The organism is Vulcanimicrobium alpinum (assembly GCF_027923555.1).
GTDB lineage: Bacteria > Vulcanimicrobiota > Vulcanimicrobiia > Vulcanimicrobiales > Vulcanimicrobiaceae > Vulcanimicrobium > Vulcanimicrobium alpinum.
In genome coordinates this window covers 939,054-961,280 of record NZ_AP025523.1, presented here as the reverse complement: position 1 = coordinate 961,280, position 22,227 = coordinate 939,054, and the positions used below count along the sequence as shown (strand labels likewise).

At 69.0% G+C, this 22,227-nt stretch carries 22 protein-coding genes; 15 read left to right on the top strand and 7 right to left on the bottom strand.

Annotated features, from left to right (window positions below; translation table 11 throughout):
* Positions 1–2: 2 nt before the first annotated feature.
* Positions 3–1,442, top strand: a complete 1,440-nt coding sequence (locus WPS_RS04730) for a dihydrolipoamide acetyltransferase family protein (RefSeq protein WP_317996702.1) — start codon at positions 3–5, stop codon at positions 1,440–1,442.
* 128 nt (positions 1,443–1,570) lie between these two features.
* On the top strand, positions 1,571–3,007 hold the full coding sequence (locus WPS_RS04725) for an aspartyl protease family protein (RefSeq protein WP_317996701.1): 1,437 nt from the start codon (positions 1,571–1,573) through the stop codon (positions 3,005–3,007).
* 6 nt (positions 3,008–3,013) lie between these two features.
* On the opposite strand, the gene WPS_RS04720 is transcribed toward WPS_RS04725, so the two are convergent.
* On the bottom strand, positions 3,014–3,871 hold the full coding sequence (locus WPS_RS04720) for a DUF4438 domain-containing protein (RefSeq protein WP_317996700.1): 858 nt from the start codon (positions 3,869–3,871) through the stop codon (positions 3,014–3,016).
* Between the two features lie 60 nt (positions 3,872–3,931).
* Between WPS_RS04720 and queD the strand changes: the two genes are divergently transcribed.
* The 6 genes from queD to WPS_RS04690 all read left to right on the top strand — a co-directional run bounded on the left by queD (position 3,932) and on the right by WPS_RS04690 (position 8,234).
* Positions 3,932–4,309: a 6-carboxytetrahydropterin synthase QueD gene (gene queD / locus WPS_RS04715; protein WP_317996699.1), complete on the top strand. Its 378-nt coding sequence runs from the start codon at positions 3,932–3,934 to the stop codon at positions 4,307–4,309.
* Positions 4,310–4,413: 104 nt separating this feature from the next.
* Positions 4,414–4,962 carry a hypothetical protein gene (locus WPS_RS04710; RefSeq protein ID WP_317996698.1) on the top strand — a complete coding sequence of 183 codons (549 nt, stop codon included), beginning with the start codon at positions 4,414–4,416 and terminating at the stop codon, positions 4,960–4,962.
* Positions 4,963–4,979: 17 nt separating this feature from the next.
* Positions 4,980–5,555: a 7-carboxy-7-deazaguanine synthase QueE gene (locus tag WPS_RS04705; protein WP_317996697.1), complete on the top strand. Its 576-nt coding sequence runs from the start codon at positions 4,980–4,982 to the stop codon at positions 5,553–5,555.
* Positions 5,552–6,172: a futalosine hydrolase gene (mqnB, locus tag WPS_RS04700; RefSeq protein WP_317996696.1), complete on the top strand. Its 621-nt coding sequence runs from the start codon at positions 5,552–5,554 to the stop codon at positions 6,170–6,172. Before WPS_RS04705 ends, mqnB begins: the two co-directional genes overlap by 4 nt.
* A complete protein-coding gene (locus WPS_RS04695; RefSeq protein WP_317996695.1) occupies positions 6,169–7,011 on the top strand; it encodes a 1,4-dihydroxy-6-naphtoate synthase in 843 nt (280 codons plus the stop codon). Before mqnB ends, WPS_RS04695 begins: the two co-directional genes overlap by 4 nt.
* The gene (locus WPS_RS04690) at positions 7,011–8,234 is read left to right on the top strand and encodes an exo-beta-N-acetylmuramidase NamZ family protein (protein ID WP_317996694.1); all 1,224 of its coding nucleotides are present in this window, start codon (positions 7,011–7,013) and stop codon (positions 8,232–8,234) included. The genes WPS_RS04695 and WPS_RS04690 overlap by 1 nt, the downstream gene beginning before the upstream one ends.
* 10 nt (positions 8,235–8,244) lie before the next feature.
* Here WPS_RS04690 and WPS_RS04685 read toward each other — a convergent pair whose 3' ends face one another.
* Together WPS_RS04685 and WPS_RS04680 are read right to left on the bottom strand one after the other, a co-directional pair.
* Positions 8,245–9,129: a lipase family protein gene (locus WPS_RS04685; protein WP_317996693.1), complete on the bottom strand. Its 885-nt coding sequence runs from the start codon at positions 9,127–9,129 to the stop codon at positions 8,245–8,247.
* The gene (locus WPS_RS04680; RefSeq protein ID WP_317996692.1) at positions 9,072–9,677 is read right to left on the bottom strand and encodes a hypothetical protein; all 606 of its coding nucleotides are present in this window, start codon (positions 9,675–9,677) and stop codon (positions 9,072–9,074) included. The genes WPS_RS04685 and WPS_RS04680 overlap by 58 nt, the downstream gene beginning before the upstream one ends.
* A 595-nt stretch (positions 9,678–10,272) precedes the next feature.
* On the opposite strand from WPS_RS04680, the gene WPS_RS04675 reads away from it, so the two are divergent.
* From WPS_RS04675 to WPS_RS04665, 3 genes are read left to right on the top strand one after another with little or no spacing between them, the layout of a single operon-like run.
* Entirely contained in the window at positions 10,273–11,673 is a 1,401-nt protein-coding gene (locus tag WPS_RS04675; protein WP_317996691.1) for an FAD-binding oxidoreductase, read from the top strand.
* Positions 11,670–12,899: an FAD-binding oxidoreductase gene (locus tag WPS_RS04670; protein ID WP_317996690.1), complete on the top strand. Its 1,230-nt coding sequence runs from the start codon at positions 11,670–11,672 to the stop codon at positions 12,897–12,899. Before WPS_RS04675 ends, WPS_RS04670 begins: the two co-directional genes overlap by 4 nt.
* A 10-nt stretch (positions 12,900–12,909) precedes the next feature.
* Positions 12,910–14,001, top strand: coding sequence for a DUF2600 family protein (locus WPS_RS04665; RefSeq protein WP_317996689.1), 1,092 nt, complete (start codon positions 12,910–12,912; stop codon positions 13,999–14,001).
* On the opposite strand, the gene WPS_RS04660 is transcribed toward WPS_RS04665, so the two are convergent.
* Complete coding sequence (locus WPS_RS04660; RefSeq protein ID WP_317996688.1) at positions 13,998–14,267, bottom strand: hypothetical protein; 270 nt, start codon at positions 14,265–14,267, stop codon at positions 13,998–14,000. The two genes, WPS_RS04665 and WPS_RS04660, sit on opposite strands and share 4 nt — an antisense overlap.
* A gap of 38 nt (positions 14,268–14,305) precedes the next feature.
* A complete protein-coding gene (locus tag WPS_RS04655; protein WP_317996687.1) occupies positions 14,306–15,091 on the bottom strand; it encodes a long-chain fatty aldehyde decarbonylase in 786 nt (261 codons plus the stop codon).
* Positions 15,092–15,373: 282 nt separating this feature from the next.
* Between WPS_RS04655 and WPS_RS04650 the strand changes: the two genes are divergently transcribed.
* The 4 genes from WPS_RS04650 to WPS_RS04635 are packed head-to-tail and all read left to right on the top strand — an operon-like array spanning position 15,374 to position 18,944.
* On the top strand, positions 15,374–15,859 hold the full coding sequence (locus tag WPS_RS04650; RefSeq protein WP_317996686.1) for a hypothetical protein: 486 nt from the start codon (positions 15,374–15,376) through the stop codon (positions 15,857–15,859).
* Positions 15,860–15,911: 52 nt separating this feature from the next.
* Positions 15,912–16,763, top strand: a complete 852-nt coding sequence (locus WPS_RS04645; RefSeq protein WP_317996685.1) for a TIGR01777 family oxidoreductase — start codon at positions 15,912–15,914, stop codon at positions 16,761–16,763.
* A gap of 30 nt (positions 16,764–16,793) precedes the next feature.
* Positions 16,794–18,473, top strand: a complete 1,680-nt coding sequence (locus WPS_RS04640; protein WP_317996684.1) for a long-chain fatty acid--CoA ligase — start codon at positions 16,794–16,796, stop codon at positions 18,471–18,473.
* 51 nt (positions 18,474–18,524) lie between these two features.
* Entirely contained in the window at positions 18,525–18,944 is a 420-nt protein-coding gene (locus tag WPS_RS04635) for an ATP-binding protein (protein ID WP_317996683.1), read from the top strand.
* Here WPS_RS04635 and WPS_RS04630 read toward each other — a convergent pair.
* On the bottom strand, positions 18,941–20,122 hold the full coding sequence (locus tag WPS_RS04630) for an acetyl-CoA C-acyltransferase (protein WP_317996682.1): 1,182 nt from the start codon (positions 20,120–20,122) through the stop codon (positions 18,941–18,943). The genes WPS_RS04635 and WPS_RS04630 overlap by 4 nt on opposite strands.
* Positions 20,115–22,220, bottom strand: a complete 2,106-nt coding sequence (locus WPS_RS04625; RefSeq protein ID WP_317996681.1) for a 3-hydroxyacyl-CoA dehydrogenase NAD-binding domain-containing protein — start codon at positions 22,218–22,220, stop codon at positions 20,115–20,117. The genes WPS_RS04630 and WPS_RS04625 overlap by 8 nt, the downstream gene beginning before the upstream one ends.
* Between the last annotated feature and the right edge of the window lie 7 nt (positions 22,221–22,227).

The window sequence follows — 22,227 nt, the reverse complement described above, 5'->3', positions numbered from 1 at the left end:
CCATGGCGACGACGATCACGATGCCGCAGCTCGGCGAGACGGTCACGGAAGGGACCGTCGCGCAGTGGCTCAAGAAACCCGGCGACTCCGTTGAAAAATACGAAGCGTTCGTCGAGGTGTCGACCGACAAGGTCAACGCGGAAGTCCCCGCGCCGGTCACCGGCATCATCCGCGAACTGATCGCGAAGGAAGGCGAGACGGTTCCCACCGGCGCGCCGATCGCCATCATCGACGAAGTCGTCGCTCCTCGACAAGCTCAAGACGACGTGTCGACGCCGGCGGCGAGCGGTTCGCCCTCGGAACAGGTTGCCGCGCCGTACGCGACGCCGACGCACTCCGCCGAGGCGAACCGTCAGGGCGCGACCGATCCGGTGCCGGGCGGCAACATGGGCGTACCCTCGGCGTCGTTCAACGCTCCGCCGTCGGCTGCGAGCAACGGAGCCTCGGCCCTTCGACAAGCTCAGGGTGACGTTCGACAAGCGCCGGGTGACGCCGGCGTGCGCACCTCGCCCGCCGTGCGCCGCTTGGCGCGCGAACACCGCGTCGATTTGGCGCACGTCCGCGGGACGGGCGATCACGGCCGCATCACCGCCAACGACATCCTCGCCGCCGCGCAGGCCGGCCCGAGCGCCGGCGTCGCGGCGACGATCAGCGCCGACAATCCGGAGTTCACCGCGGCCGCCGCGCCGGCGACGGCCGCGCCTCCCAGGCCCGCGTCCGCGAAACCGACGTACGGCACCGCGCAGCCCGGCGAGCTGATCCCACTCACGCAGGCGCGGCGCATCATCGCGCAGCGAATGGTCGAATCGAAGCACACCGCGCCGCATGCGTGGACGATGGTCGAAGTCGACGTCACCAACGTGTGGAGGTGGCGCGCGCGCGAGAAGGACGCGTTCGAGCGCGCGTACGGCGTGAAGCTCACGCTCCTACCCTTCTTCATCCGCGCCGTCGTCGAGTCGCTCGCGGCGTTCCCGCTGATGAACTCGTCGTTCACCGACGAAGGGATCGCTGTGCACCGCGACGTCAACGTCGGGATCGCGATCGCAGCGGAATCCAACCTCGTCGTACCGGTGATCCGCCATGCCGATCAATTGTCGATCAAGGGAATCGCGCTCGCGGCGGGCGAGCTGATCGACAAGGCCCGCCGCAACAAGCTCGGCGCCGACGATCTCGCCGGCGGCACGTTCACGGTGAACAACACCGGCGCGAACGGTGCGATCCTCTCGGCGCCGATCCTCGTCCCGGGTCAGACGGGGATCGTCACCACGGAAGCCGTGGTGAAGCGTCCCGTCGTGCGCGTCGACGATTCGATCGCGGTCCGCTCGATGATGAACGTCTGCATGTCGCTCGACCACCGTGTCGTCGACGGCGCGGTCGCGAGCGGTTTTCTCTCTGATCTGAAGGAGCGGCTCGAAGCGATGGGTCCGACGGGATCGCTCTAGCGTATCGCACGCGGCGGGCAGCGACCGCGCTGCTCACCGCGCTCGTTGTCGTCGTCAGCATCCCGGCGCGGGCGGCGATCGACGACGAACCGGGCGGCATCATCCCGTCGAGCGCGACGCTAGCGCGCGTGCGCGCCCTGTACGACCGCGCGCATCCGCACGAGCATTCCCGGGCGGCGACGGTCGAGGAAGACTGGCGGCTCTTTCAAGACGGGACCGTCGGCGCGTTCAAGCTGAATCGGCTCGGCCACGACGTCCGCGAGATCACGACGCTCGGGCCGCTCACCTACGAGCGCGGCGTCGTGCGCGGCGTGCACTGGGAGAAGAACCGCAACGGGATCGTCTTTACCTACCCCGGCGTCCACGACGCGCGCGACCAGGTCAGCGATCGCGCCTTTCTCGACGCCGGCGACGACCGCGACGTGCGCCTACTGGGCGACTCGCTCGGCACGAACTCCTACGTGGTCGAGGTCAATCCGCCCGGCGGCCGCCGCGTGTGGCTCTACATCGACAAGCGCACCGGCTTTCTCACGCGCAAGGAGTGGATCGCGCGCCGCCGGCGCTATACGACGAGTTACGACGATTACCGCCTCGTCGAAGGCGTCCCCGAACCCTCGCGCGTCCGCACCGTCGACTCGCTCGGCAACGAGCGCGAACAGATCCTCGTCACGCGCATGCTCGACGCGACGCCCGACCCGCGCGACGTCGAGATCCCCGCCTCGCGCCGCGTTCTGGAGTTCCCGGAGAAGCAGACGGCGGTCCGGCTCCCGGTGCGGATGGTGAACGGTCTGGCGATCGTGCGCGTCATCGTCGGCCGCGGCGCGTACGATTTCTTGCTCGACTCGGGCGCCGCGGGGATCGTCCTCGATCCGGCCGTCCTCGAGCAGCAGGGTCTCGAACGGCTCGGTGCGCGAATCGGCTCGACACTGGGGTCGTTTCCCGAATCGACGACGATCGTGCCGCAGATGACGATCGGCGGCTTACGGATGCGCAACGTCGTGAGCCGCGTCGTGACCATCCCGTTCCGACCCGACGAGCGTACGCGCGTGATGGGCCTGCTCGGTTTCGACTTCTTCGCCGACGCCGTCGTGCACGTCAACCTCGATCGCGAGATCGTCGAGGCGATCGTTCCGGAGCGTTTCCGCGCGCCCGCCGACGCGAGCACGATCCCGGTCGCCCTCGACGACAAGACCCCGGCCGTGCGGATGCGCGTCGGCACGGGGAGCGGCCGCGTCGTGATCGACACCGGCGCCAACCGCAGCATCTTCGAAACTGCGTTCGCCGAACGGGCCGACTTTGCGCCCGACCGCAGCGGCGCGCCGACGCACCTGCGGGGGATGGGCGGCTACACTAGCGCCGAAGCGGCGCGCATCCCCTCCTTCGACCTCGGCGGCCTGGTCACGCGCGACGCGATCGCCGACGTCGCGAACGCCGATCTCGGAACCGACGACATCGACGGCATCGTCGGCACCGATCTGCTGCGCGGCGACGAACTCTGGTTCGACTACCGCACCAACCTGCTGCACCTGCGCCGCACCCCGCCCAAGCGCACCTCCGTGCGCTGAACGCGGTCAGGGCAGCGCGAGGATCGTCGCGAGGTTCGCGGCGGCGTCGATGCGCGTCATGATGCTGCCGGACGCCGACGTCATCAGCGTCGTGACGCCCGGCCCGTGGCCGGCGAGGAACGACGCGCCGTGCGAGACGACGCCGATCGTCACCGCGCCGTTGCGGAACGTGCGGCCGAACGTGTTGTCGGCATCGACGATCGCCACGATGTCGCCGAGCCGGATCTTGTCGAGCCCGTGCTGCGCCACGACGTCGGGATCGAAGCATTGGATGTCGTAGTCGCCGCGCGCGACGGTCTGCCGCCCGAGACCCGATCCCATCACGCGCGCCGGTACGACGGTCGTGACCGCGACGGTGAGGGCGTCGTCGTCGTGGTCGACGAGTTTCTCCAGCAGATCGGGATCGCAGTTGAAGATCTTCACGTCGCCGGCGTCGTCGAAGGCGAGCCCGACGCCGACGGCGCGGATGCGGATGCGGTCGCCGAACTCCATCCGCTCGAGCACGTCGAGCGGGAAGTCGATCATCACGTGCTCGACGCCACCGTGTTTGCCGGTGACCACGCCGCGCGCGCCTTTCGCCTCGCCGCTCGTCACCGTCGCGGCGTTCCCGACGCAGGCGAAGGTGCAGAACGCGCGGTTCACCCGTTCCTCGGGATGATGCGCGCTGACCGCCGGTTCGATGTGGTCGGCGACGAAGCCAAACGCCGAGTCGCCGACCCGCACGTTGAGGGCGATCCCGCCGACTTGGGGGAGGATGCGCGGCACGCCGTCGGCGCCGACTTCGTAGAGCGAGGAGCCCAGCGACGGCGGGGCGACCTGACCGGTGAGCATTTGCGTGACGAGGCGGGAACGGTTCGTGCGCACGAGCGATGCCTTTCCCACGCGATGAGGCGACGTCCCCTCGGGCGGCGAAGACGCCGGATCGTGCAGATCCGCAAAGCGTTCACGTTCGAGGCGGCGCACGTGCTCCCCCATCACCCGGGCAAGTGCGCGCGCCTGCACGGTCACTCGTACCGTCTGGAGGTCGCGGTGAGCGGACCGCTCCACTCCGACGGGCCGGCCGCCGGGATGATCGAGGATTTCGAGCTGATCTCTCGCGTCGTCAAGACATCGGTTGTCAACGCGCTCGATCACCGGTCGCTCAACGAACTCATCGACAACCCGACCGCGGAGCACATCGCGCTGTGGATCTGGCGGCACCTCGCACCCGATCTCCCCGGCCTCAAGCAGATCACGCTGTGGGAGACGCGGAGCGCCTGCGTCGTCCTCCGTTCAGGCGACCCCCTCATCGGCGGCGGGTGAGATTTCCGTCGCTCCTCGCGTTCTCAACAGGGGTGGGGAGCACCGCGAGCCTGGGTAAGGGCTCGGTAGGCCCCTCGCTAATCGATAGGAGCATCTTCGCAATCATGAATCGCATTCCAACCCTTCTCACCGCGTTCGCGCTCGCCGCCGTGCCGCTGGCGGCCTCGGCCCAGGTCTCGGCCGGGACGAACCTGGTCGGCACGATGAACCAGAGCATCGACTCCAAGTCGGCGGTCGTGGGCCAGCGCGTTCTCATCACCGACGTGCACTCGCAGGACAACAACATCACCGGCGCCACGATCTACGCGCACGTCTGCGATGTCCAAGCCGCCGGTCAGGGCCGCACGGCGAAGCTGCAGGTCTGCACCGACACGCTCAAGACCCGTTCGGGGAACACGTACGCGCTCGACGGCCGCATCACCGGCGCGCAGGTCAACACCAAGTCGAATGCGGTCAACGAAGCCGGCGGCGCCGTCGCCGGCATGATCGTCGGCAACATCATCGGCAAGAAGCTCGGCACCAACGCCGGAGGCCTGCTCGGTGCCGCGGGCGGCTACATCTACGCGAAGAACGCGAAGCAGAACGTCACCATTCCGGCGAACACTCCGGTGACGGTGCAGGTCCTGCGCGCGGCGCGTCAGGCCACCCGTTAGCGCTCGACGGATGAGGAATGCTGCAGCTCGCTGAGATCTTCTACAGCGTCCAAGGCGAGGGGACGTGGACCGGAACACCCGCGGTCTTCGTCCGCCTCGCCGGCTGCAATCTCTCCTGCCGTTTCTGCGACACCGACTACGCGCTGAAGTTCTTCGCCTCGGTCGAGGACGTCGTCGCGCGGGTGCGCGCGGAGGGCGGCGACTGCGAGATGGTGATCCTCACGGGCGGCGAGCCGCTCGCGCAGTCCGAAACGCCCGCGCTGATCGCCGCACTGATCGCCGACGGGCGGCACGTGCACATCGAATCGAACGGGACGCTGGCGACGGAACTTCCCGAAGGCGTCTGGCTGACCGTCTCGCCGAAAGAACGGCTCGCGCCCGCGATGGCGCGCCGCGCGAACGAAGCGAAGCTCATCGTCGACGGCCGCGTCCCCGAGGAATGGGTGACCGAGTTCCCGCCGCAGACGCGCATCTTCTTGCAGCCCGAAGGCAACAAGCCCGCCAACGTCGCGCTCGCCGTCGACGCAGCGAAGCGGCGGCCGGAGCGTTTCCGGCTCTCGCTGCAGACGCACAAGTTCATCGGCGTCCGGTGAACGTGCTCGTCGTCTGCGCCGTCGCGCAGGAGCTCGCCGCGCTCCCCGCGCGCGCCGGCGTCGACGTGGTCGCGGTCGGCGTCGGCCCGGTGGAGGCCGCGGCCGGGACGGCGCGAGCGCTCGCCGGCAAGCGGTATCGTGCCGTCGTCAACGCCGGGATCGGCGGCGGCTTTCGCGACCGCTGCGCCGTCGGCGACGCGGTGATCGTCGACGTCGAGCACTACGTCGAACTCGGTCTCGAAGACGGCAGCGCGTTCGCGCTTCCGGGCGGACTCGCGCTCGCGCGCACCGCGGACGCGGATGCCGTCCTGCTCGCCGCCGCGCGTGCGCGCCTGGCGCGTGCGCGCGTTCTCACGGGCGTGACGTCGGCGACGGTCACGTCGAGCGACGCGCGCGCGGCGGCCCTCGGCGCGCGCTACGGCGCGGGCGTCGAGTCGATGGAAGGGTTCGCGGTGCTGCGCGCTGCGATCGACGCCGGCGTCCCGGCGATCGAACTGCGCGGCGTCTCGAACGTCGTCGGCGACCGGGCGACGAATCAATGGAACTTTCGCGCGGGCGCGGCCGCCGCGGCCGCAACGACCGCGACCCTGCTCGACGTTCTGCAGACGGACACATGACGTATTCGCTCGCCTATTCGCCCTGCCCCAACGACACGTACATCTTCGCCGCCCTCACCAACGGGCTGCTCGACGCCGCGCCGCACGTCGAGGTCGTCCTCGACGACGTCGAGGCGCTCAACAACGCGGCCCGTGAGGGCCGCTACGAACTGACGAAGGTCAGTTACGGCGCGATCCCCTATCTGCTGGACCGCTATCGCATCCTGCGCGCGGGCGGCGCGCTGGGCCGCGGCTGCGGGCCGCTGGTGATCGCGCGGCCTGGCGCGAGCGGCGCAGTCCGAACGCTGAGCGGTCTCGACGACGACGCGGTCTTCGCGATCCCCGGCCCGCTGACGACGGCGTTCGCGCTGCTACGTCTGGCGCTGGGCCGCACGCCGACGACGGTCGAGATGCGCTTCGACCGGATCGTCGACGCCGTCGCGAGCGGTGAGGTCGACGCGGGGCTCATCATCCACGAGTCGCGCTTCACCTACCAGCAGGCGGGACTCGTCAGCCTGCTCGACCTGGGCGACTGGTGGGAGCGCGAGACGGGGAACCCGATCCCGCTCGGCGCGATCCTGGTGCGGCGCGACGTCGCCGAAGACGACGCGCGCGCGATCGACGGCGCGATCCGCCGCAGCCTACAGTTCGCACGCGAGCGCGAAGGCGAAATCATCGACTACGTGCGCGCGCATGCCTTCGAGATGAACGACGACGTGATGCGCGCGCACATCGGGCTCTACGTCAACGAGTTCAGCGACGACGTCGGAACGAAGGGGATCGCGGCGGTCGAAGACTTGTTCGCGCGCGAAGCGCGCGCCGGACTGATCCCGTCCGGCGCCCTGCCGGAGTTCGTCTGATGCGGCGCGGTGCGTTCCTCGCCGCGGTCACGGCCGCCGCGACGGCCCCGGCGTTCGGCGAGCCTGCTCGCGCCGCGCGTCCGGCGGTCGCGCTCGGCGACGACGTCTTCGTCCGGGATGCGTGGCGTGCACTGCGCGGCCGCACGATCGGGATCGTCACCAACCCCACCGGCACGCTCTCGACCGGCGAGTCGCTGATCGACGCCGTCCATCGCAACGGCGCGATCGCCGTGAAGGCGCTCTTCGGTCCCGAACACGGAATCCGCGGGACCGTCGGTGCCGGCGAGACTGTCGGCTCGTCCGTGGACGAAAAGACCGGACTCCCCGTCCACAGTCTCTACGGTGCGGCGCGGCGGCCGACCGCGGCGATGCTCGACGGGATCGACGTCCTCGTCTTCGACATCCAGGACGTCGGCGCGCGGCCGTACACGTATTTCTCGACGCTCGCGTACGTGATGGAAGCCGCGGCGCAGTACGGCAAATCGGTCTGGGTCCTCGATCGGCCGAACCCGATCGGCGGCGTCGCGCTCGACGGTCCGGTGCTCGACCCGAAGTTCAAATCGTTCATCGGTCTCTACCCGATCCCCGAACGCCACGGCCTGACGATCGGTGAATTCGCGAAGCTCGCCAACGAGCGGTTCGGCATCGGCTGCAGCCTCCACGTCGTGCCGATGGAGGGCTGGTCGCGCGAGATGCTGTGGAGCGATACGGGGCTCACCTGGATCCCGACGTCACCGAACATCCCCTACGCGCGCACCACGATGGTCTATCTCGCCACCGGCCTCATCGACGAGGCCGGCGTAAACAACGGGATCGGAACCGACCGTCCGTTCGAGTACGCGGGCGGGTTCGGGTTCGACGCGGCCGCATTCCGTGATACGCTCGCCGCGCGCGCGATCCCCGGCGTCGAGTTCGAGCCGACGGACTGGACCCCCGCGCGCGGGTTCTGGGCGAACAAGACGCTCCACGGCGTCGCCATCAATGTCACCGATCCGCACGCCTTTCCGAACGTGCGCACGGCGGTCGAACTGCTGGTCGCGGCGCGCGCGCAAGGGAAACTTGCGATCGCGCACGCGGCCAGCATGGACCGCGACTGGGGGACCGACGCCGTGCGGACGTCGCTCCTCGCAGGCGCGCCGGCGGACGCGATCGTCGCGGCATGGAAGCCCGGACTTACCGCCTATCGCGCGTTGCGCGCCGGCGCACTGCTGTACGCTCGCTGAACGCGACGGCTTAGTTGCACGTCGTCGTCCCGGCCGGCGTCGCTTCCGGACCGCCGCGGAAACGCGACGCGAGGTAGGTGAAGACCGTGGGCGCCATCGTCGCGTCGAAGCTCACGTGATCGCCCTGCAGGCCGCGATAGTACGCGACGTGCACGCCCGCGGCGCACCAGGTGCGCACGAGCGAGTTGGTGTCGCCGATCGGCACCAGTTCGTCGACCTGCGAGTGATACACGTAGATCGGATCGATCGGGTTGCGGCCGTTCGGCAGATCGTTCTTCGGGAGGATCGCGTCGATCGTCGACACGTTCAGCGGATCGGCGACGTTGGTGTAGTCGGCGAAGTGTCCGGTCGGCACGTCTGCACCCGTCTGTGAAAGCTGGCCGCCGCAGCCGTCCTTGAGCGCGTTCGCCGCGTCGATCCCTTTCTGATTGAGATACGGCGTGAGGAAACTCGGCCACGCGCCGTTGATGCCGAGCATCAGATCGAGGCCGATCGAGGAGAGCGCGTTGGCCGCGGTGTTGTTGTCGAACTGTTCGAGGACGTCTTTGAAGTTCGCCGGCGTGCCGCCCGATGCGACGCCGACGACGTTCATCTTTGGAGCGTACGCCTTGCGGATCGTCGCCGCCCACGCGGTCGCGATCGCGCCGCCGGAGTAGCCTTCGATGCCGACCGGCGATGACGCGTTGAGTTCGAGCGGCGTGAACGCCGGCGCGGCGCGAATCGCGTCGAGCGTGACGCGCGCGTGCAGCAGCGCGACACCTACTCCGTGTACGGACCGAGATGGTCGGGGAAGACCAGCGTCATCCCCTGCGCGAGACCTTGCAGCGGGAACGAACCCTAGGTATTGCTGGGGTTGTTCGCGGTCGAGCCGGTCGTGGAGTGCGAGGGTGCGCATTTCGACCCCAGCGAGTTCTCGTAGTAGGGCACCGCGACGAGCGGCTGCGCGCCGCCGCCGAACGGGACCAGCGGCCGCACGACCGTCGCTACCGAGGCGATCGGGTTGCCTCGCAGGTTGCGCGAGACGAACTCGATCTGCCATGCCGGGTTCGGCTGGGGCACGGCATCGGGTGCGTACGTGACTGCGCGCGAGGCCAGGATCGTCCCCGGTTTGAGGTTCGGGAACGGCGAGGGCTGCGCGTAAAAGGGGTCGGAATCCGGCACCGGCGGGAACGGCATCGACGAGGTCCCCGAGCCGCTGCCGCTGCTCTGCGTCGCCGGAGCGTCGGCGGTGAGGTCGAGGTTGATCGACGTGTCGGTAAGGCTCGCGGCGTCGGCGCGGGCGCGTGATTGCGGCACCGGGCTCGTGCTGCCCGAGCGGCCACCGCCCGTACACGCCGAGATCGCAACGAACAGCAGCGCCAGCGGCACCGCAAGGAAGCGCTTGTAATCCATCTCCTTCTCCTCCTCGTCGGAGGATGCGCCGGCCGCCGCGGAGGCGGGCATACTCAAAACTGAGTAGCCGCGGCCGGGGCGACCGCTTCAGAGGCCGCGCTGGGACGCGCGCGCGCAATTGACGGACCTGCCACAGATGGATGAAGCGTTCGAGTTCAGCGGCGTCGCGATCGGAGAGGTTCTCGAAGCGCACGCCGTGGACGAACGCGACGCGCGTGCGGTCGAAGAGCGCGACGACGCGGCCCTGCAGCACGATCTCCCCGAACGGTTCCGGCGGCACCATGACCTTGCGCGTGCGGATCGAGCGCCGTCGTCTGGACGATCTCCTTCTCCAGCTGCACGCCGCGGATCAGCTCGTCGGGAAGCGTAAAGCGCGTTTCGAGGAGCGCGTCCGGTGCAAGCCTCTTCGTCACCGATGAGCCGCAGGCCGCCGGCCGAAAGATAATTCGCGAGCGCATTATGGTTCCCGCTGCGGCCCTTGACGGTGTAGACGACCGGAAACTCGCCCGCAGCACGATAGCTGCGGCGCTGCAGCTCCATGATCGTCGCGCGTACCGGCGGTTTGCGGCGCTTCGATCGGCGCCAGAAGAACACCAGGCAGTTTTCGTTCCAGGAACTTCCCGTTCGCCCTCCGTAGCGCAGATGCGTGAGCGCCTTCACCTCGCGTCTGCTGGAGGCACTCGGCCCGGACGTGGTCCGTACCGAGCCCGAGGACCTTGCCGTGTTCGCGTTCGACGCATACAGCGAAGACCGGCTCCCGGCGGCGGCCGTCATCCCGCGCAACGCGCGCGAGGTCGCGCGCGCGATCGCGATCGCACGGGAATGCGGCGAACCCGTCGTCCCGCGCGGCGCCGGAACGGGCTTGTGCGGCGGCGCGGTCCCCTCGCGCGGCGGTCTGGTGATCTCGTTCGCGCGGATGAACCGGCTGCTCGAGCTCGACGTGCGCAATCGGCGCGCACGCGTCCAGCCGGGCCTGATCAACCTGGAACTCTCGCACGCGATCGCGAGCCAGGGAGTGTTTTACGCCCCCGATCCGTCGAGTCAGAAGATCTCGACGATCGGCGGCAACGTCGGCACCAATGCGGGCGGCGCGCACTGCCTGAGATACGGCACGACGACCAATCACGTCCTCGGGCTCGAATACGTCGACACGCACGGCGCCGTCCACCGCGTCTCGCTGGACGATCCGGGATACGATCTCACCGGCGTCCTGGTCGGCTCCGAAGGAACCCTCGGCGTGATCACGGAGGTCGACGTGCGGCTGATGACCGTGCCGGAGGCGGTGCGGGTCTGCGTCGCCGCGTTCGCCGACGTCGAGTCGGCGTCGGAGGCGGTCTCCGCGATCATCGGCGCCGGGATCGTCCCGACGGCGCTGGAGATCATGGACGCGCTGATCACGCGCGCCGTCGAAGCGCATTACCACGCCGGCTATCCGGAGAACGCGGGCGCCGTCCTGCTCGCGGAACTCGCCGGCACGCACGATGACGTCGCCGCCGGCGAAGCGCTGCTGGCGCGCATCGCGAAAGACCACGGCGCGCTCTCGTGGCGCGCCGCGCGCGATCAGGCCGAGTGCGACGCGCTGTGGGCCGCGCGCAAAGGCGCCGCCGGCGCGATCGGCCGGATCGCGCCCAACTACTACATCCAGGACGCGTGCGTCCCGCGCACGCGCCTCCCCGAGGTGATGCACGAAATCGACGCGATCGCGCGCGATCATCAGCTTCCGGTCGGCAACGTCTTTCACGCCGGCGACGGCAATCTCCATCCGCTGCTGATCTTCGACCGCCGCGAGCGCCGTCAAGTCGACGCCGTCGTCGCCGCGGGAACCGAGATTCTGCGCACCTGCATCGCGATGGGCGGGACGATCAGCGGCGAGCACGGGATCGGCTACGAGAAGAAAGAGTCGCTTTCGCTCGTCTTCTCCCCCGACGATCTCGCCGCGATGGGAAATGTGCGCGCCGTATTCGATCCGGCGCGCGCGTTCAATCCCGACAAGATCTTTCCGGCCGGCGCACGCTGCGGCGAAGTCGGTCCGCCCGTGCACGCATGATCGCCGGCTCGCCGAAGTCGGCACCGCGCGTCGTCGAACCGGCAGATGCCGGCGAACTCGCGGCGGCGCTGCGCGCGGCCGCCGACGCCGGGGAGGCCGTGCTCGTGCGCGGCGGCGGGACGCTGCTCGCCGCCGCCAACCCGCCGCGCCGCTGCGACGCCGTCATCGCGACCACGCGTCTGTGCGCGGTGCATTCCTACGATCCGCGCGATCTCACGATCGGCGCCGGCGCCGGGATGACCCTCGCTGCGCTGGCGGAGACGCTCGCGCAGCACGGACAGTTCCTCCCGCTCGACGCCCCGTTTCCGGCGCGCGCAACGATCGGAGGAACGCTCGCGGCCGGCTGGACCGGACCGCGCCGCAGCGCATACGGTCGCGCGCGGGATCTGCTCATCGGCAGCACGGTCGCGCTCGCCGACGGCACGCTGGCCGCGAGCGGCGGGATGGTGGTGAAAAACGTCACCGGCTACGACATGGGCAAGCTGTACGTCGGCTCGCACGGGACGCTCGGCGCGTTCGTGCGCGCAAACTTCAAGGTGCTGCCGATGCCGCCGGCGCGACGGTTCGCCGTCTCGCGTTTCGATCCCGGGTCGCGCGAGCGCCTCGACGCCGGCCTTCACGCGCTGATGGTGCCGCCGGTCGCGCTGCTGATCCGCGACGGTTTCGCGGCGCTGCTCGACGGGGACGCGCGGGGCGATCACCGGCCCGAGATCGTCGCGCTCTTCGAAGGGTCGGAGAGTTCCGTCGAACGCGGCGTGCGCGACTACCGCTCGACGCTCGGCGCCGCCGGCGTCGCCGAGACGCGGATCCTCGACGGAGCGGATGCCGCCGCGGTGTTTCAGCGCGCGATCGACTCCGTCGTCGCACCCGCCGACGGACAGGAGGTGACGCTGCTCGCGCGCGGTCTTCCTTCCGAAGCGGTGCACCGTGCCGAGGCCGCGCGCACGGCGCTCGGCGCGAACGTGCCGGTCCGCACGCTCGCGGACCTGCTGACCGGCGACGTCGTCGCGGGGATCGCAGGAGACGCAGGCGCGCTCGCACGCGGCGTTGCGCGCCTGCGCGACGTGCTCGGCCGCGCGCAGATCGTCGCGTCGCATCTTCCCGCCGGCGTCGAGATCGACGCGTGGGGAACGGCGCCGTCGACGATCGGGACGATGCGCGCGCTCAAAGCGCGCTTCGATCCGCACGGAACGCTCGCGCCGGGAGGCTTCGTCGGTGGGATCTAAACTGCGTGGCGTGTTCGCGGTGCCGGACGCGCTCTGGCGCGACGTCCGCACGACGATCGCGACCGTCTTCAGCCGTCCGACGCGGGTGCGGCGTTTTCTCGCGCTCGGTCCCCGCGGCTGGTACGCGACTGCGCGTTTCGTCGCGACCGTGATCCCGCGCGCGAGCCGCGAACTCGCCGACATCCGCGTGCGCGCGGAGGCGATCCCGGACGCCGCGCTGCGCGAACAGGCGCTGGCGTCGATCGATCACAAGGCCTATCACGTGCAGGGCGGTGCGATCCTCGCGACGTTCATGCGCGGCGAGCGCGCGAACCACTACATCGCGATCGTCGCCGCCGTCGAGACGATCTACGACTATCTCGACAACCTGTGCGATCGCCTGCCTGGCGTCTCGCAGCGCGGCTTCGCCTCGCTGCACGAATCGCTGCTCGATGCGCTCGACGACCGCCGGCCGCTCCACGACTACTATCGCGACGGTCCGGCCGGGGACGACGGCGGCTACCTGCGGGCGCTCGTCGAACGGTCGCGCGGGCTGCTGCGGACGCTGCCTCACTACGGCGCGGTCCGCGAGACGCTCGTCGACGTTGCTCGGTACTATGCCGAATTGCAGGTGCTCAAGCACGGTCCCGCCGGCGAGCGCGAACGCGCCTGCGATGCGTGGTACGCGCGCAACCGCGAACGCTTCCCCGGCCTCGCGTGGTGGGAGTTCGCGGCGGCGTGCGGGTCGTCGCTCCCGGTCTTTGCGCTGATCGAACTCGCCGCTCGCGACACGCTCGCGCCGCACGAGATCGACGCCACGGTCGCCGCTTATTTCCCCGGCGTCTCCGCGATCCACATCCTGCTCGATTATTTCATCGATCAGGCCGAAGACCGCGAACACGGCGAGTTGAACTTCGTCGCGTGTTACGCCGATTCAGCAGAGGCGGTGATCGCGCTGAGGCGCCTGGTGCGCGCGACGCTTGCGCGCGTCCAAACGCTCGCCGACGCGACGAGTCATTCCTACGTCGTACAGGCGATGTGCGTCTTCTACCTCACGCATCCCAAAGTGTTCGAGCAGCGCCTCGATCGCGAGAGCGCCGCGCTGCTCAGCGCGCTGGGCTAGCGCTCGCCCGCGCGCCGATTCTGCCAGTTGCGGAAATCGATCGCCGCGAACGCGACGAACAGAACGTTCGCGATCAGCGTCGCGACGCCGACGTACGGACGGTACCACGCGTCGGCGGCGAGGACGTACGTGAAGCCCAGGCCGAGCAGCACGACGAGCAGGCCGCGCGTCGAAAGTGCGAGCAGCGGACGCTTTCCGCCGAGCAGAAACATCGACGCGAAAGCAAAGAGAAAGACGCACGTGTTGAGCGCGACGCCGGTAGCCATCTCCCGATGTTCGGCAACACCGCCGCCGTTTCTTAGCGTCAGACCGCGAAAACGAGTCCCGCCGCGGCAAGGCGCGCGTCGTAAAATGCTTTCACATCGCGGAGCAACGGAGCAGGCGAAAGGTCCATCGCGTCGAGCACGTCGGGGATGTCGTTGATGACGTCGCGCGTCGTGTCCCACATGCGGCCGTAGAAGTCTTCCGCCGCGGCGTGGTCGATCGCGTCGCTCTCGTGAAGCTTCTTGAGCGTTCGCTCGCCGAACCGGACGTGGTGGCGTTCGTCTTCGAGCACGAAGTCCATGAACGCGGAGATCTCGTCGCTGTTCGCGCGCATCTCGCGGCAGCCCAGCTCGAGCAGGCAGATCGCCAAGCCCTCGACGACGACGTTGTTGCCGATGACGCCGGCGACGTAGTCGCCGCGCCCGGTCCGTTCGCGGATCAGCGAACCGAAGCGCGCGAACGCCGGCGCGACGTAGCGGTTGAGTTGGGCTTCGCCCAAGCCGAACTGCGCCAGCTTGTCGCGGAAGTGTTCGAGATGGGTGCGCTCTTCGCTCGCCTGCAGCAGCAGATATTTGTGCTCGGCGTAGGCGGGCGCGCACGTCGAGAGCTCGGTCGCGGCGGCCAGCGAAATCTCTTCGCCCGAGACGAAGTGCGCGAAGCACCGGCTGAACAGCTGCTTGGAGGCGGGGAGCATTTTGAACGGCGCCAGCGCCTTCACGACGTCGATCCCGGTGAGGTCGTCGACCGCGAACACGAACTTCAAGAAGCCCGGATGGCGGAACGCCGGGTCGATGATCAGCTTCGCGAGCCGGTTCTTCAGCGCCATCGCCGTCCTCCGCAACCTGCAGTAGCCTTACTCTAGGCGCTCCGCCGGCCGATTATCGTAGCACGAGTCACCAAGCCGTCTGCGCGTCGCCGCCCTCGCCGCCGCGGCCGGGCTCCTGGGGCTCCGGCCGCCTGCGCGGCCTCGACCTGCAAGCGTCCCAGGGCGCGCTCGCCGGGACGCCTCCGCGCCCGATGCGCCGGCCCGGTTCTTGCGCTAGACGCCGGGCGGTCGACGCTTAGCACGATCCCTGCACGAGCACATGGCCAACGGAGGATCGACTCGATGGGCAAGCTTCTCTCGGCAATTGCGAGCGCGGTGTTGGCGTCGAACGCGGCACTGCCGGGCGCGGCCGGCGCGGCGACCAAAGCGACGATGCCGCACTGCACGGCAGCAACCGGACCGGTCATGTGGTACGTGCCGGCGATGCATGCCGTCTACGCGAAGAGTTCGGCGATGTTCGGCAGGGGCAAGGGCGTGTACGTATGCCGCGCCGAGGCGATGCATCGCGCGCACATGAGCGCAGGCCACATGATGATGAACGGCCATATGTCGCACGGGGCGATGGGCGGCACGATGCCGCACGGCGCGATGGGCGGCGCGATGCCGCACGGTTCGATGCCGATGCCGATGACGACCGCGCCGGCATCCGCCGCGCCGGTGCCGTTGCCCGCGGCGACCGCGCCGGGTGCCCCCGGAACGATTCCGAACAATCCGGCGGCGCCGCCGCAGAGTCCGGTCCCGAGCCCGGCCGGAAGTCCGAAGCCGTAGCGCCGTCGACGCGGTGCGGAGTGCGGTCCGCCGCCGCGGCGTCGAATCAACGATGCGCGTCACCATTCTCGGAGCCTCCGGCTTCATCGGCCGCCACCTCGCCGCGGCGCTACGCGCGCGCGGCGATGTCGTCGTGACCGCGAGCCTGCGCGACCCGGCCCGCGCCGCCGACGCGAGTGCAGGCAGCGACGTCGTCGTCAACCTCGCCGGTGCGCCCGTCTCGGTTCGCTGGACCGACGAGGCGAAGCGCGCGATGGTGACCTCGCGCGTCGACGCGCCGCGTGCGTATCTGGCGGCGCTGGCGCGCGTCGAATCCCGGCCGCGCGCGTACGTCAGCGCGTCGGCCGTCGGCTACTACGGCACCAGCCGAACCGCGCGGTTCACGGAGGCGAGCCCGCCCGGCTCCGACTTCCTGGCCCGGCTGTGCGTCGACTGGGAAGCGGCCTCCGACACCGCCGCCGGCCTCGGGATGCGCGTCGCGAAGGTGCGCACCGGCCTGGTCCTCGGCTCCGACGGCGGCGTGCTGGCGAAGCTGCTCCCGATCTTCCGCTTCGGTCTGGGCGGCGTCGTCGCCAGCGGCGCGCAGTGGTACTCGTGGATCTCGATCGACGACCAGATCGGGATCTATTTGCACGCGATCGACGGCGCGGACGGCGTTCTCAACGCCACGGCACCCAACCCCGTCACCAACCGCGACTTCACCCACGCGCTCGGCCGCGCGCTCGGCCGCCCGACGCTCGCACCGATGCCGGCGTTCGCGGGAACGATGCTGCTCGGCGAAGGCGCGGTGGTGATCAACGAAGGGCAGTGCGTCATCCCCGAGCGGACGCAGGCGACCGGCTACGTCTTCCGCCACCCCGAACTCGACGAGGCGCTGCGGGCGCTGTTCCGCCGCGCCGCCTGACCCCGCCCGGCGGCGAAGGATTTGCGCCGGGTGACTCTGCAAGCGGGGGCCATGGAGACGATCCCCTCACCGGCCCCGGGCGCGACGATCGCTTCGACCATGTCGGAGCAGCCGCTGCTGATCCGCAACATCCTCGAACACGCCATGCGCTCGCATCCGCGCAAGCAGGTCATCTCGCGCGACGGAGCGGGCATCGTCCGCTTCACGTACGTGCAGTTCGCCGCGCGTGTCGCAAAACTCGCACACGCGCTGCGTAAACTCGGCATCGGTCCCGGCGATCGCGTCGCATCGTTTGCCTGGAACGGGCATCGTCATCTCGAGCTCTATTACGCGGTCCCGATGATCGGCGCGGTGCTGCACACCGTGAACATCCGGCTGTTTCCCGATCAGGCGGCCTACGTGCTCGACCACGCGGGCGACCGCGCGGTGTTCGTCGATGCATCGCTGGTGAAGGCGCTCAAGCCGGCGATCGCCCTCGATCCGCACGCAGACCGCGCGTTCGTGGTGATGGGCGAAGGGACGGAACCGCTCGAGGGCGCGCACGACTACGAGACGCTGCTCGCCGGTGAACCCGAGACGTTCGCCTGGCCGGAACTCGACGAGCGCGCGGCGGCGATCCTCTGCTACACGTCAGCGACGACGGGAGATCCCAAAGGCGTTCTCTACTCGCACCGCTCGACGTACCTGCACGCGCTCGCGATCGGCCTCACCGACTCGCTTGCGGTGCGCGAGCGCGACCGGCTGCTGCCGATCGTCCCGCTCTTTCACGTCAACGCGTGGGGAACGCCGTTCGTGGCGCCGATGGTCGGAGCCGATTTCGTGATGCCGATGGAACGGCTCGATCCGGCGGGCGTCATCGAACTCTGCGAGAGCGAACGCGTCACGATGTCGGCCGGCGTACCGACGGTGTGGATGGGCGTGCGCGACGCGCTGCAGGCGTCGGGGAAACGGCTCAGCACCGTCGAGCGAATCGTCATCGGCGGCGCAGCGATGCCGAAGTCGCTCCTCGACGATCTCGCTGCGCTCGGGATCAAAGCGGTGCACGCGTGGGGGATGACCGAGATGTCGCCGGTCGGCACGGTCGCCTCCGATACGAGCCTGCTCGATCATGACCCCGAACTGCAGCGCAACGAACGCTACAAGCAAGGGAAGTTCTCACCGATCGTCGAGTGGCGTGTCGTCGACGAGCACGGCCGCGACGTGCCGGCCGACGGCAAGGCGCGCGGCGAACTGCTCGTACGCGGCTACGCGATCGCGCGCTCGTACTATAACAACGACGAGGCGAACGCGACGGCGTTCGAACCGGACGGCTGGTTCCACACCGGCGACGTGGTGACCGTCGACGAGTACGGCTACATGGAGATCGTCGATCGCGTCAAGGATTTCATCAAGTCCGGCGGCGAGTGGATCTCGTCGGTCGAGGTCGAGAACCTGCTGATGGGCCATCCCGGCGTCAAAGAGGCGGCAGTCTTCGGCATCAGTCATCCGCGCTGGCAGGAACGGCCGGTCGCCGCCGTGGTGCTGCGCGAAGGATACGAGGAAGACGAAGAGGCGATCCGGACGTGGATGCTCGAGCGGCTGGCGAAGTGGCAGACCCCCGATCGCATCATGTTCATCGACGCGATCCCGCGCACGGGCGTCGGCAAATTCCTCAAGCGCGATTTGCGCTCGCGCTACGGCGAACTTTTCAACGAGGGCGAATCGGAATAACCACGGGCTACCCTGCGTGGTCTTCGGCGCTAATGGGGTAGAGCCGGAACGATGACCTACGCACCGGAGTGGTCGATGGTTGCCCCGGATGCTCGGGAAGCGCTCAGCGCGCGCCGTGCGATCCGTTCGTTCCTGGCCGCCCAAGCGGACGAAGCGTCGGACCTCGACGCCGTCGAGCTGATCGTCGGCGAACTCGTGGGCAACGTCGTGAAGCATGCTCCCGGCGCGATCGGCCTGCACGTTTCTTGGTGCGGAGCCGGTGCGACGCTTATCGTCGCCGACCGCGGTCCCGGAATCCCATCGCTGCGCCGTGTCCCCGACGCCGCGGCCACCGGCGGCCGCGGCCTGTTTCTGGTCGAAGCCCTCGCGCTGAGGGTGCGGATTGAGAACACGCCCGGCGCCGGCGCGCGCGTCGTCGTCGACCTGCCGGTGCGGCGCAATGCCGCGTCACGCTCGTCGAGGGGTGACTAGGCGACTTCGAAGAGGCCGGCGGCTCCCATGCCGCCGCCGATGCACATCGTCACGACGACGTGCTTGACGCCCTGGCGCTTGCCCTCGATCAACGCGTGCATCACCATGCGCGCGCCGCTCACGCCGTACGGATGGCCGATCGAGATCGCACCGCCGTCGACGTTGAAGCGTTCGTTGGGGATCCCCAGCGTGTCGCGGCAGTAGATCGTCTGCACGGCGAACGCTTCGTTGAGCTCCCACAAGCCGATGTCGTCGATCGTGAGACCGTGACGCTTGAGGAGCTCGGGGATCGCGAAGACCGGCCCGATCCCCATCTCGCCGGGATCGCAACCGCGCACCACCATCCCGCGATAGAAGCCGAGCGGCTGGATCCCGCGGCTGCGCGCTTCGTCGGCGTCCATCACGACGACCGCCGCCGCGCCGTCGGAGAGCTGCGATGAGTTGCCGGCGGTGATCGAGGAATCTTTCGAGAGCACGCCCTTGAGCGAGGAGAGCCCTTCGAGCGTCGTGTCGGGACGGTTGCCTTCGTCCTTCGTCAGCGTGACGAACTCTTCGGTGAACGTGCCGGTCGCCTTGTCTTCGACGTATTTCCAGGTCGGCAGCGGGACGATCTCGGCGTCGAACTTGCCGGCGGCCTGCGCCGCCGCGGTGCGCTGCTGCGACTGCAGCGAGTACGCGTCCTGCGCCTCGCGCGAGACCTTGTAGTGCTTTGCGACGTTGTCGGCGGTCTGCAGCATCGGCATGTAGATGTCGGGATCGTGGCGCATGATCCACTCTTCGCTGAACGACTTCATGTTGAGTTCGTTCTGCACCAGCGATATCGACTCGACGCCGCCCGCGACCATCACCTTCGCACCGTCGACGATGACGCGCTGCGAGGCCGTCGAAATCGCCTGCAGGCCCGACGCGCAGTAGCGGTTGATCGTGGTCCCGGCGGTCGAGAGCGGAAGCCCCGCGCGCAGCGCGGCGACACGCCCGATGTTGTGGCCGGTCGCGCCTTCCGGCAGTCCGGTGCCGAGCACGACGTCTTCGACTTCCGACGGATCGACGCCGGCGCGCTGCACCGCGTGCTCGATGACGTGACCCGCCATCGTCGCACCGTGCGTTTGATTGAAAGCGCCGCGGAACGCACGCCCGATCGGGGTGCGCGCGGCCGAGACGATCGCCGCCTCAGGCATGTGCCAACTCCTTGGAATAGTTCGCGATGGTGCCGCCGCTGCGGGCGATCTCGACGAGCAGCGGATCGGGCGTCCACCCGAAACGCTCCATCGCCGCGACGACGTTCCGCACGCCGATCTCGTCGGCGTACCACATCGGTCCGCCGTGATGCGGCGGGAACCCGTAGCCGTAGATCCACACCAGGTCGATGTCGCCGGGGCGCAACGCGATCCCGGTGCGCAACAGTTCGGCGCCGGTGTTGACCAGCGGATAGATGCAGCGCGCGAGGATCTCGTCGTCGGTGACGTCCGCGCGCTGCGGGACGCCGGCGGCGACGGCCAGTTCGCGGAACAGCGCCGCGACGTCGGGCGAGGCGATCGGTTCGCGGCCTTTGCCGACGCTCTTGTCGTAGTCGAAGAAGCCCTTCATCGTCTTCTGCCCGAGACGTCCTTGCTCGACGAGCTTCGCGATGATCGGAACCCGGCCGAGCGGCGCGCCGCCTTGCGACTGCGAGATGAAGTGGTAGACGTCGAGTCCCGACAAATCAGCGACCGCGAACGGCCCCATCGCCATCCCGAAGTCGCGCTTGATGACCTTGTCGATCCGCTCGAGCGGGACGCCTTCTTCCGCGAGCTCGACGGCCTGCGCTTCGTAATCGAAGAGCATCCGGTTGCCGATGAAGCCGAACGCGTTCCCGGAGACGACGCCGACCTTGCGCAGCTTCTTGCCCAGCGCGATCCCGGTCGTGAGCGTTTCGGCGGACGTCGCCTTCCCGCGCACGATCTCGAGCAGTTTCATGATGTTCGCGGGCGCGAAGAAGTGCAGGCCCAGCACCTTGTCGGGCCGCCTCGTCGCCGAGGCGATCTCGTCGATGTCGAGCGTCGAGGTGTTCGACGCGAGGATGCACGACGGTTTGGTGAGCGCGTCGAGTTTGCCGAAGACCTCTTTCTTCACCGGCATCGACTCGAAGACGGCCTCGACGACGACATCGACGTCGCCGAGCTCCTCGTAGGCTTCTTCGAAGGTGATCGAGTTGGCGCGCGTCCACGCTTCTTCTTGCGTGAGCCGGCCTTTGTCGACCTGATACTTGAACATCCCGAACACGGTCTCGCGCGCTTTTTCGACCGCTTCCGACTTCGTCTCGACGACGATGACGGGGATCCCGGCCTCCGCGAACGTGATCGCGATCCCGGTCCCCATCGTCCCGCCGCCGATGACCGCGGCCTTCGCGATCGCGAGCGGCTCGGTCTTTGGCAGGCCCGGAATCTTGGAGAGCTCGCGCTCGCCGAAGAAGACGTGGCGCAGCGCCGCCGACGGCGCCGAGCGGACCAGTTCTTCGAACAGCCGCGCTTCGCGCGCGAGTCCACGTTCGAAGGGCAGCTCGATCGCGGCCTGCACCGCGTCGATCAGTTTGTGCGCGGCGAACCCGCCGTTGGTCTCCGGCGGGACCATCTTGTGCGCCTGCGCGACGACGAACGGCGTCGCGAAGAGGCCCAGCCCCTGCACGCCGAGCTGCGCCTGGCGCTCCGCGATGCGGTTGCGCGGCTTGCCGGCATAGGCTTTCGCCGCGTCGACGACGTTCGCCGAACCCTCCACGACCTCGTCGAGGATCCCCTTCGCCTTCGCATCGGCGGCTTTGACGGTCTCGCCTTTGAGCATCAATTGCAGGGCGTCGTTCGCACCGAGCAGGCGCGGCAGACGCTGGGTACCGCCGGCGCCCGGCAGCAAGCCGAGTTTGATCTCGGGGAGTCCGAGCTTCGCCTTCGCGGTGCCGACGCGGTAGTCGCACGCCAGCGCCAGCTCGAAGCCGCCGCCCAGCGCGTTGCCGTCGATCGCCGCGACGTACGTCTTCGTCCCGCGTTCGATCGCCGCGATCACGTCGCGGACGGTTTTCGTCTCGGGCGTCGGTTCGGTCGCGAAATCGTTGACGTCGGCGCCGCCGCTGAAGATGCCGCCCGCGCCGGCGATCACGACGGTCGTGAGCGCCGGATTCGCCTCCGCCGCCTCGATCTCGCGGAGCAAACTCGCGGAGTACGCGAAGCTCAGCGCGTTGACGGGCGGATTGTCGAGGGTAATGACCTGCACGCCGTCGGCGTGCGCGCCGTTGCTTCCGTTCACGGATTCG

Coding starts and splice junctions, on each gene's coding strand:
- WPS_RS04730 (WP_317996702.1), top strand. CDS start 3: ATGGCGACGACGATCACGATGCCGCAGCTCGGCGAGACGGTCACGGAA.
- WPS_RS04710 (WP_317996698.1), top strand. CDS start 4,414: ATGAATCGCATTCCAACCCTTCTCACCGCGTTCGCGCTCGCCGCCGTG.
- WPS_RS04705 (WP_317996697.1), top strand. CDS start 4,980: ATGCTGCAGCTCGCTGAGATCTTCTACAGCGTCCAAGGCGAGGGGACG.
- WPS_RS04695 (WP_317996695.1), top strand. CDS start 6,169: ATGACGTATTCGCTCGCCTATTCGCCCTGCCCCAACGACACGTACATC.
- WPS_RS04690 (WP_317996694.1), top strand. CDS start 7,011: ATGCGGCGCGGTGCGTTCCTCGCCGCGGTCACGGCCGCCGCGACGGCC.
- WPS_RS04685 (WP_317996693.1), bottom strand. CDS start 9,129: ATGCGCACCCTCGCACTCCACGACCGGCTCGACCGCGAACAACCCCAG.
- WPS_RS04680 (WP_317996692.1), bottom strand. CDS start 9,677: ATGCCCGCCTCCGCGGCGGCCGGCGCATCCTCCGACGAGGAGGAGAAG.
- WPS_RS04670 (WP_317996690.1), top strand. CDS start 11,670: ATGATCGCCGGCTCGCCGAAGTCGGCACCGCGCGTCGTCGAACCGGCA.
- WPS_RS04660 (WP_317996688.1), bottom strand. CDS start 14,267: ATGGCTACCGGCGTCGCGCTCAACACGTGCGTCTTTCTCTTTGCTTTC.
- WPS_RS04655 (WP_317996687.1), bottom strand. CDS start 15,091: ATGGCGCTGAAGAACCGGCTCGCGAAGCTGATCATCGACCCGGCGTTC.
- WPS_RS04650 (WP_317996686.1), top strand. CDS start 15,374: ATGGGCAAGCTTCTCTCGGCAATTGCGAGCGCGGTGTTGGCGTCGAAC.
- WPS_RS04645 (WP_317996685.1), top strand. CDS start 15,912: ATGCGCGTCACCATTCTCGGAGCCTCCGGCTTCATCGGCCGCCACCTC.
- WPS_RS04635 (WP_317996683.1), top strand. CDS start 18,525: ATGACCTACGCACCGGAGTGGTCGATGGTTGCCCCGGATGCTCGGGAA.
- WPS_RS04630 (WP_317996682.1), bottom strand. CDS start 20,122: ATGCCTGAGGCGGCGATCGTCTCGGCCGCGCGCACCCCGATCGGGCGT.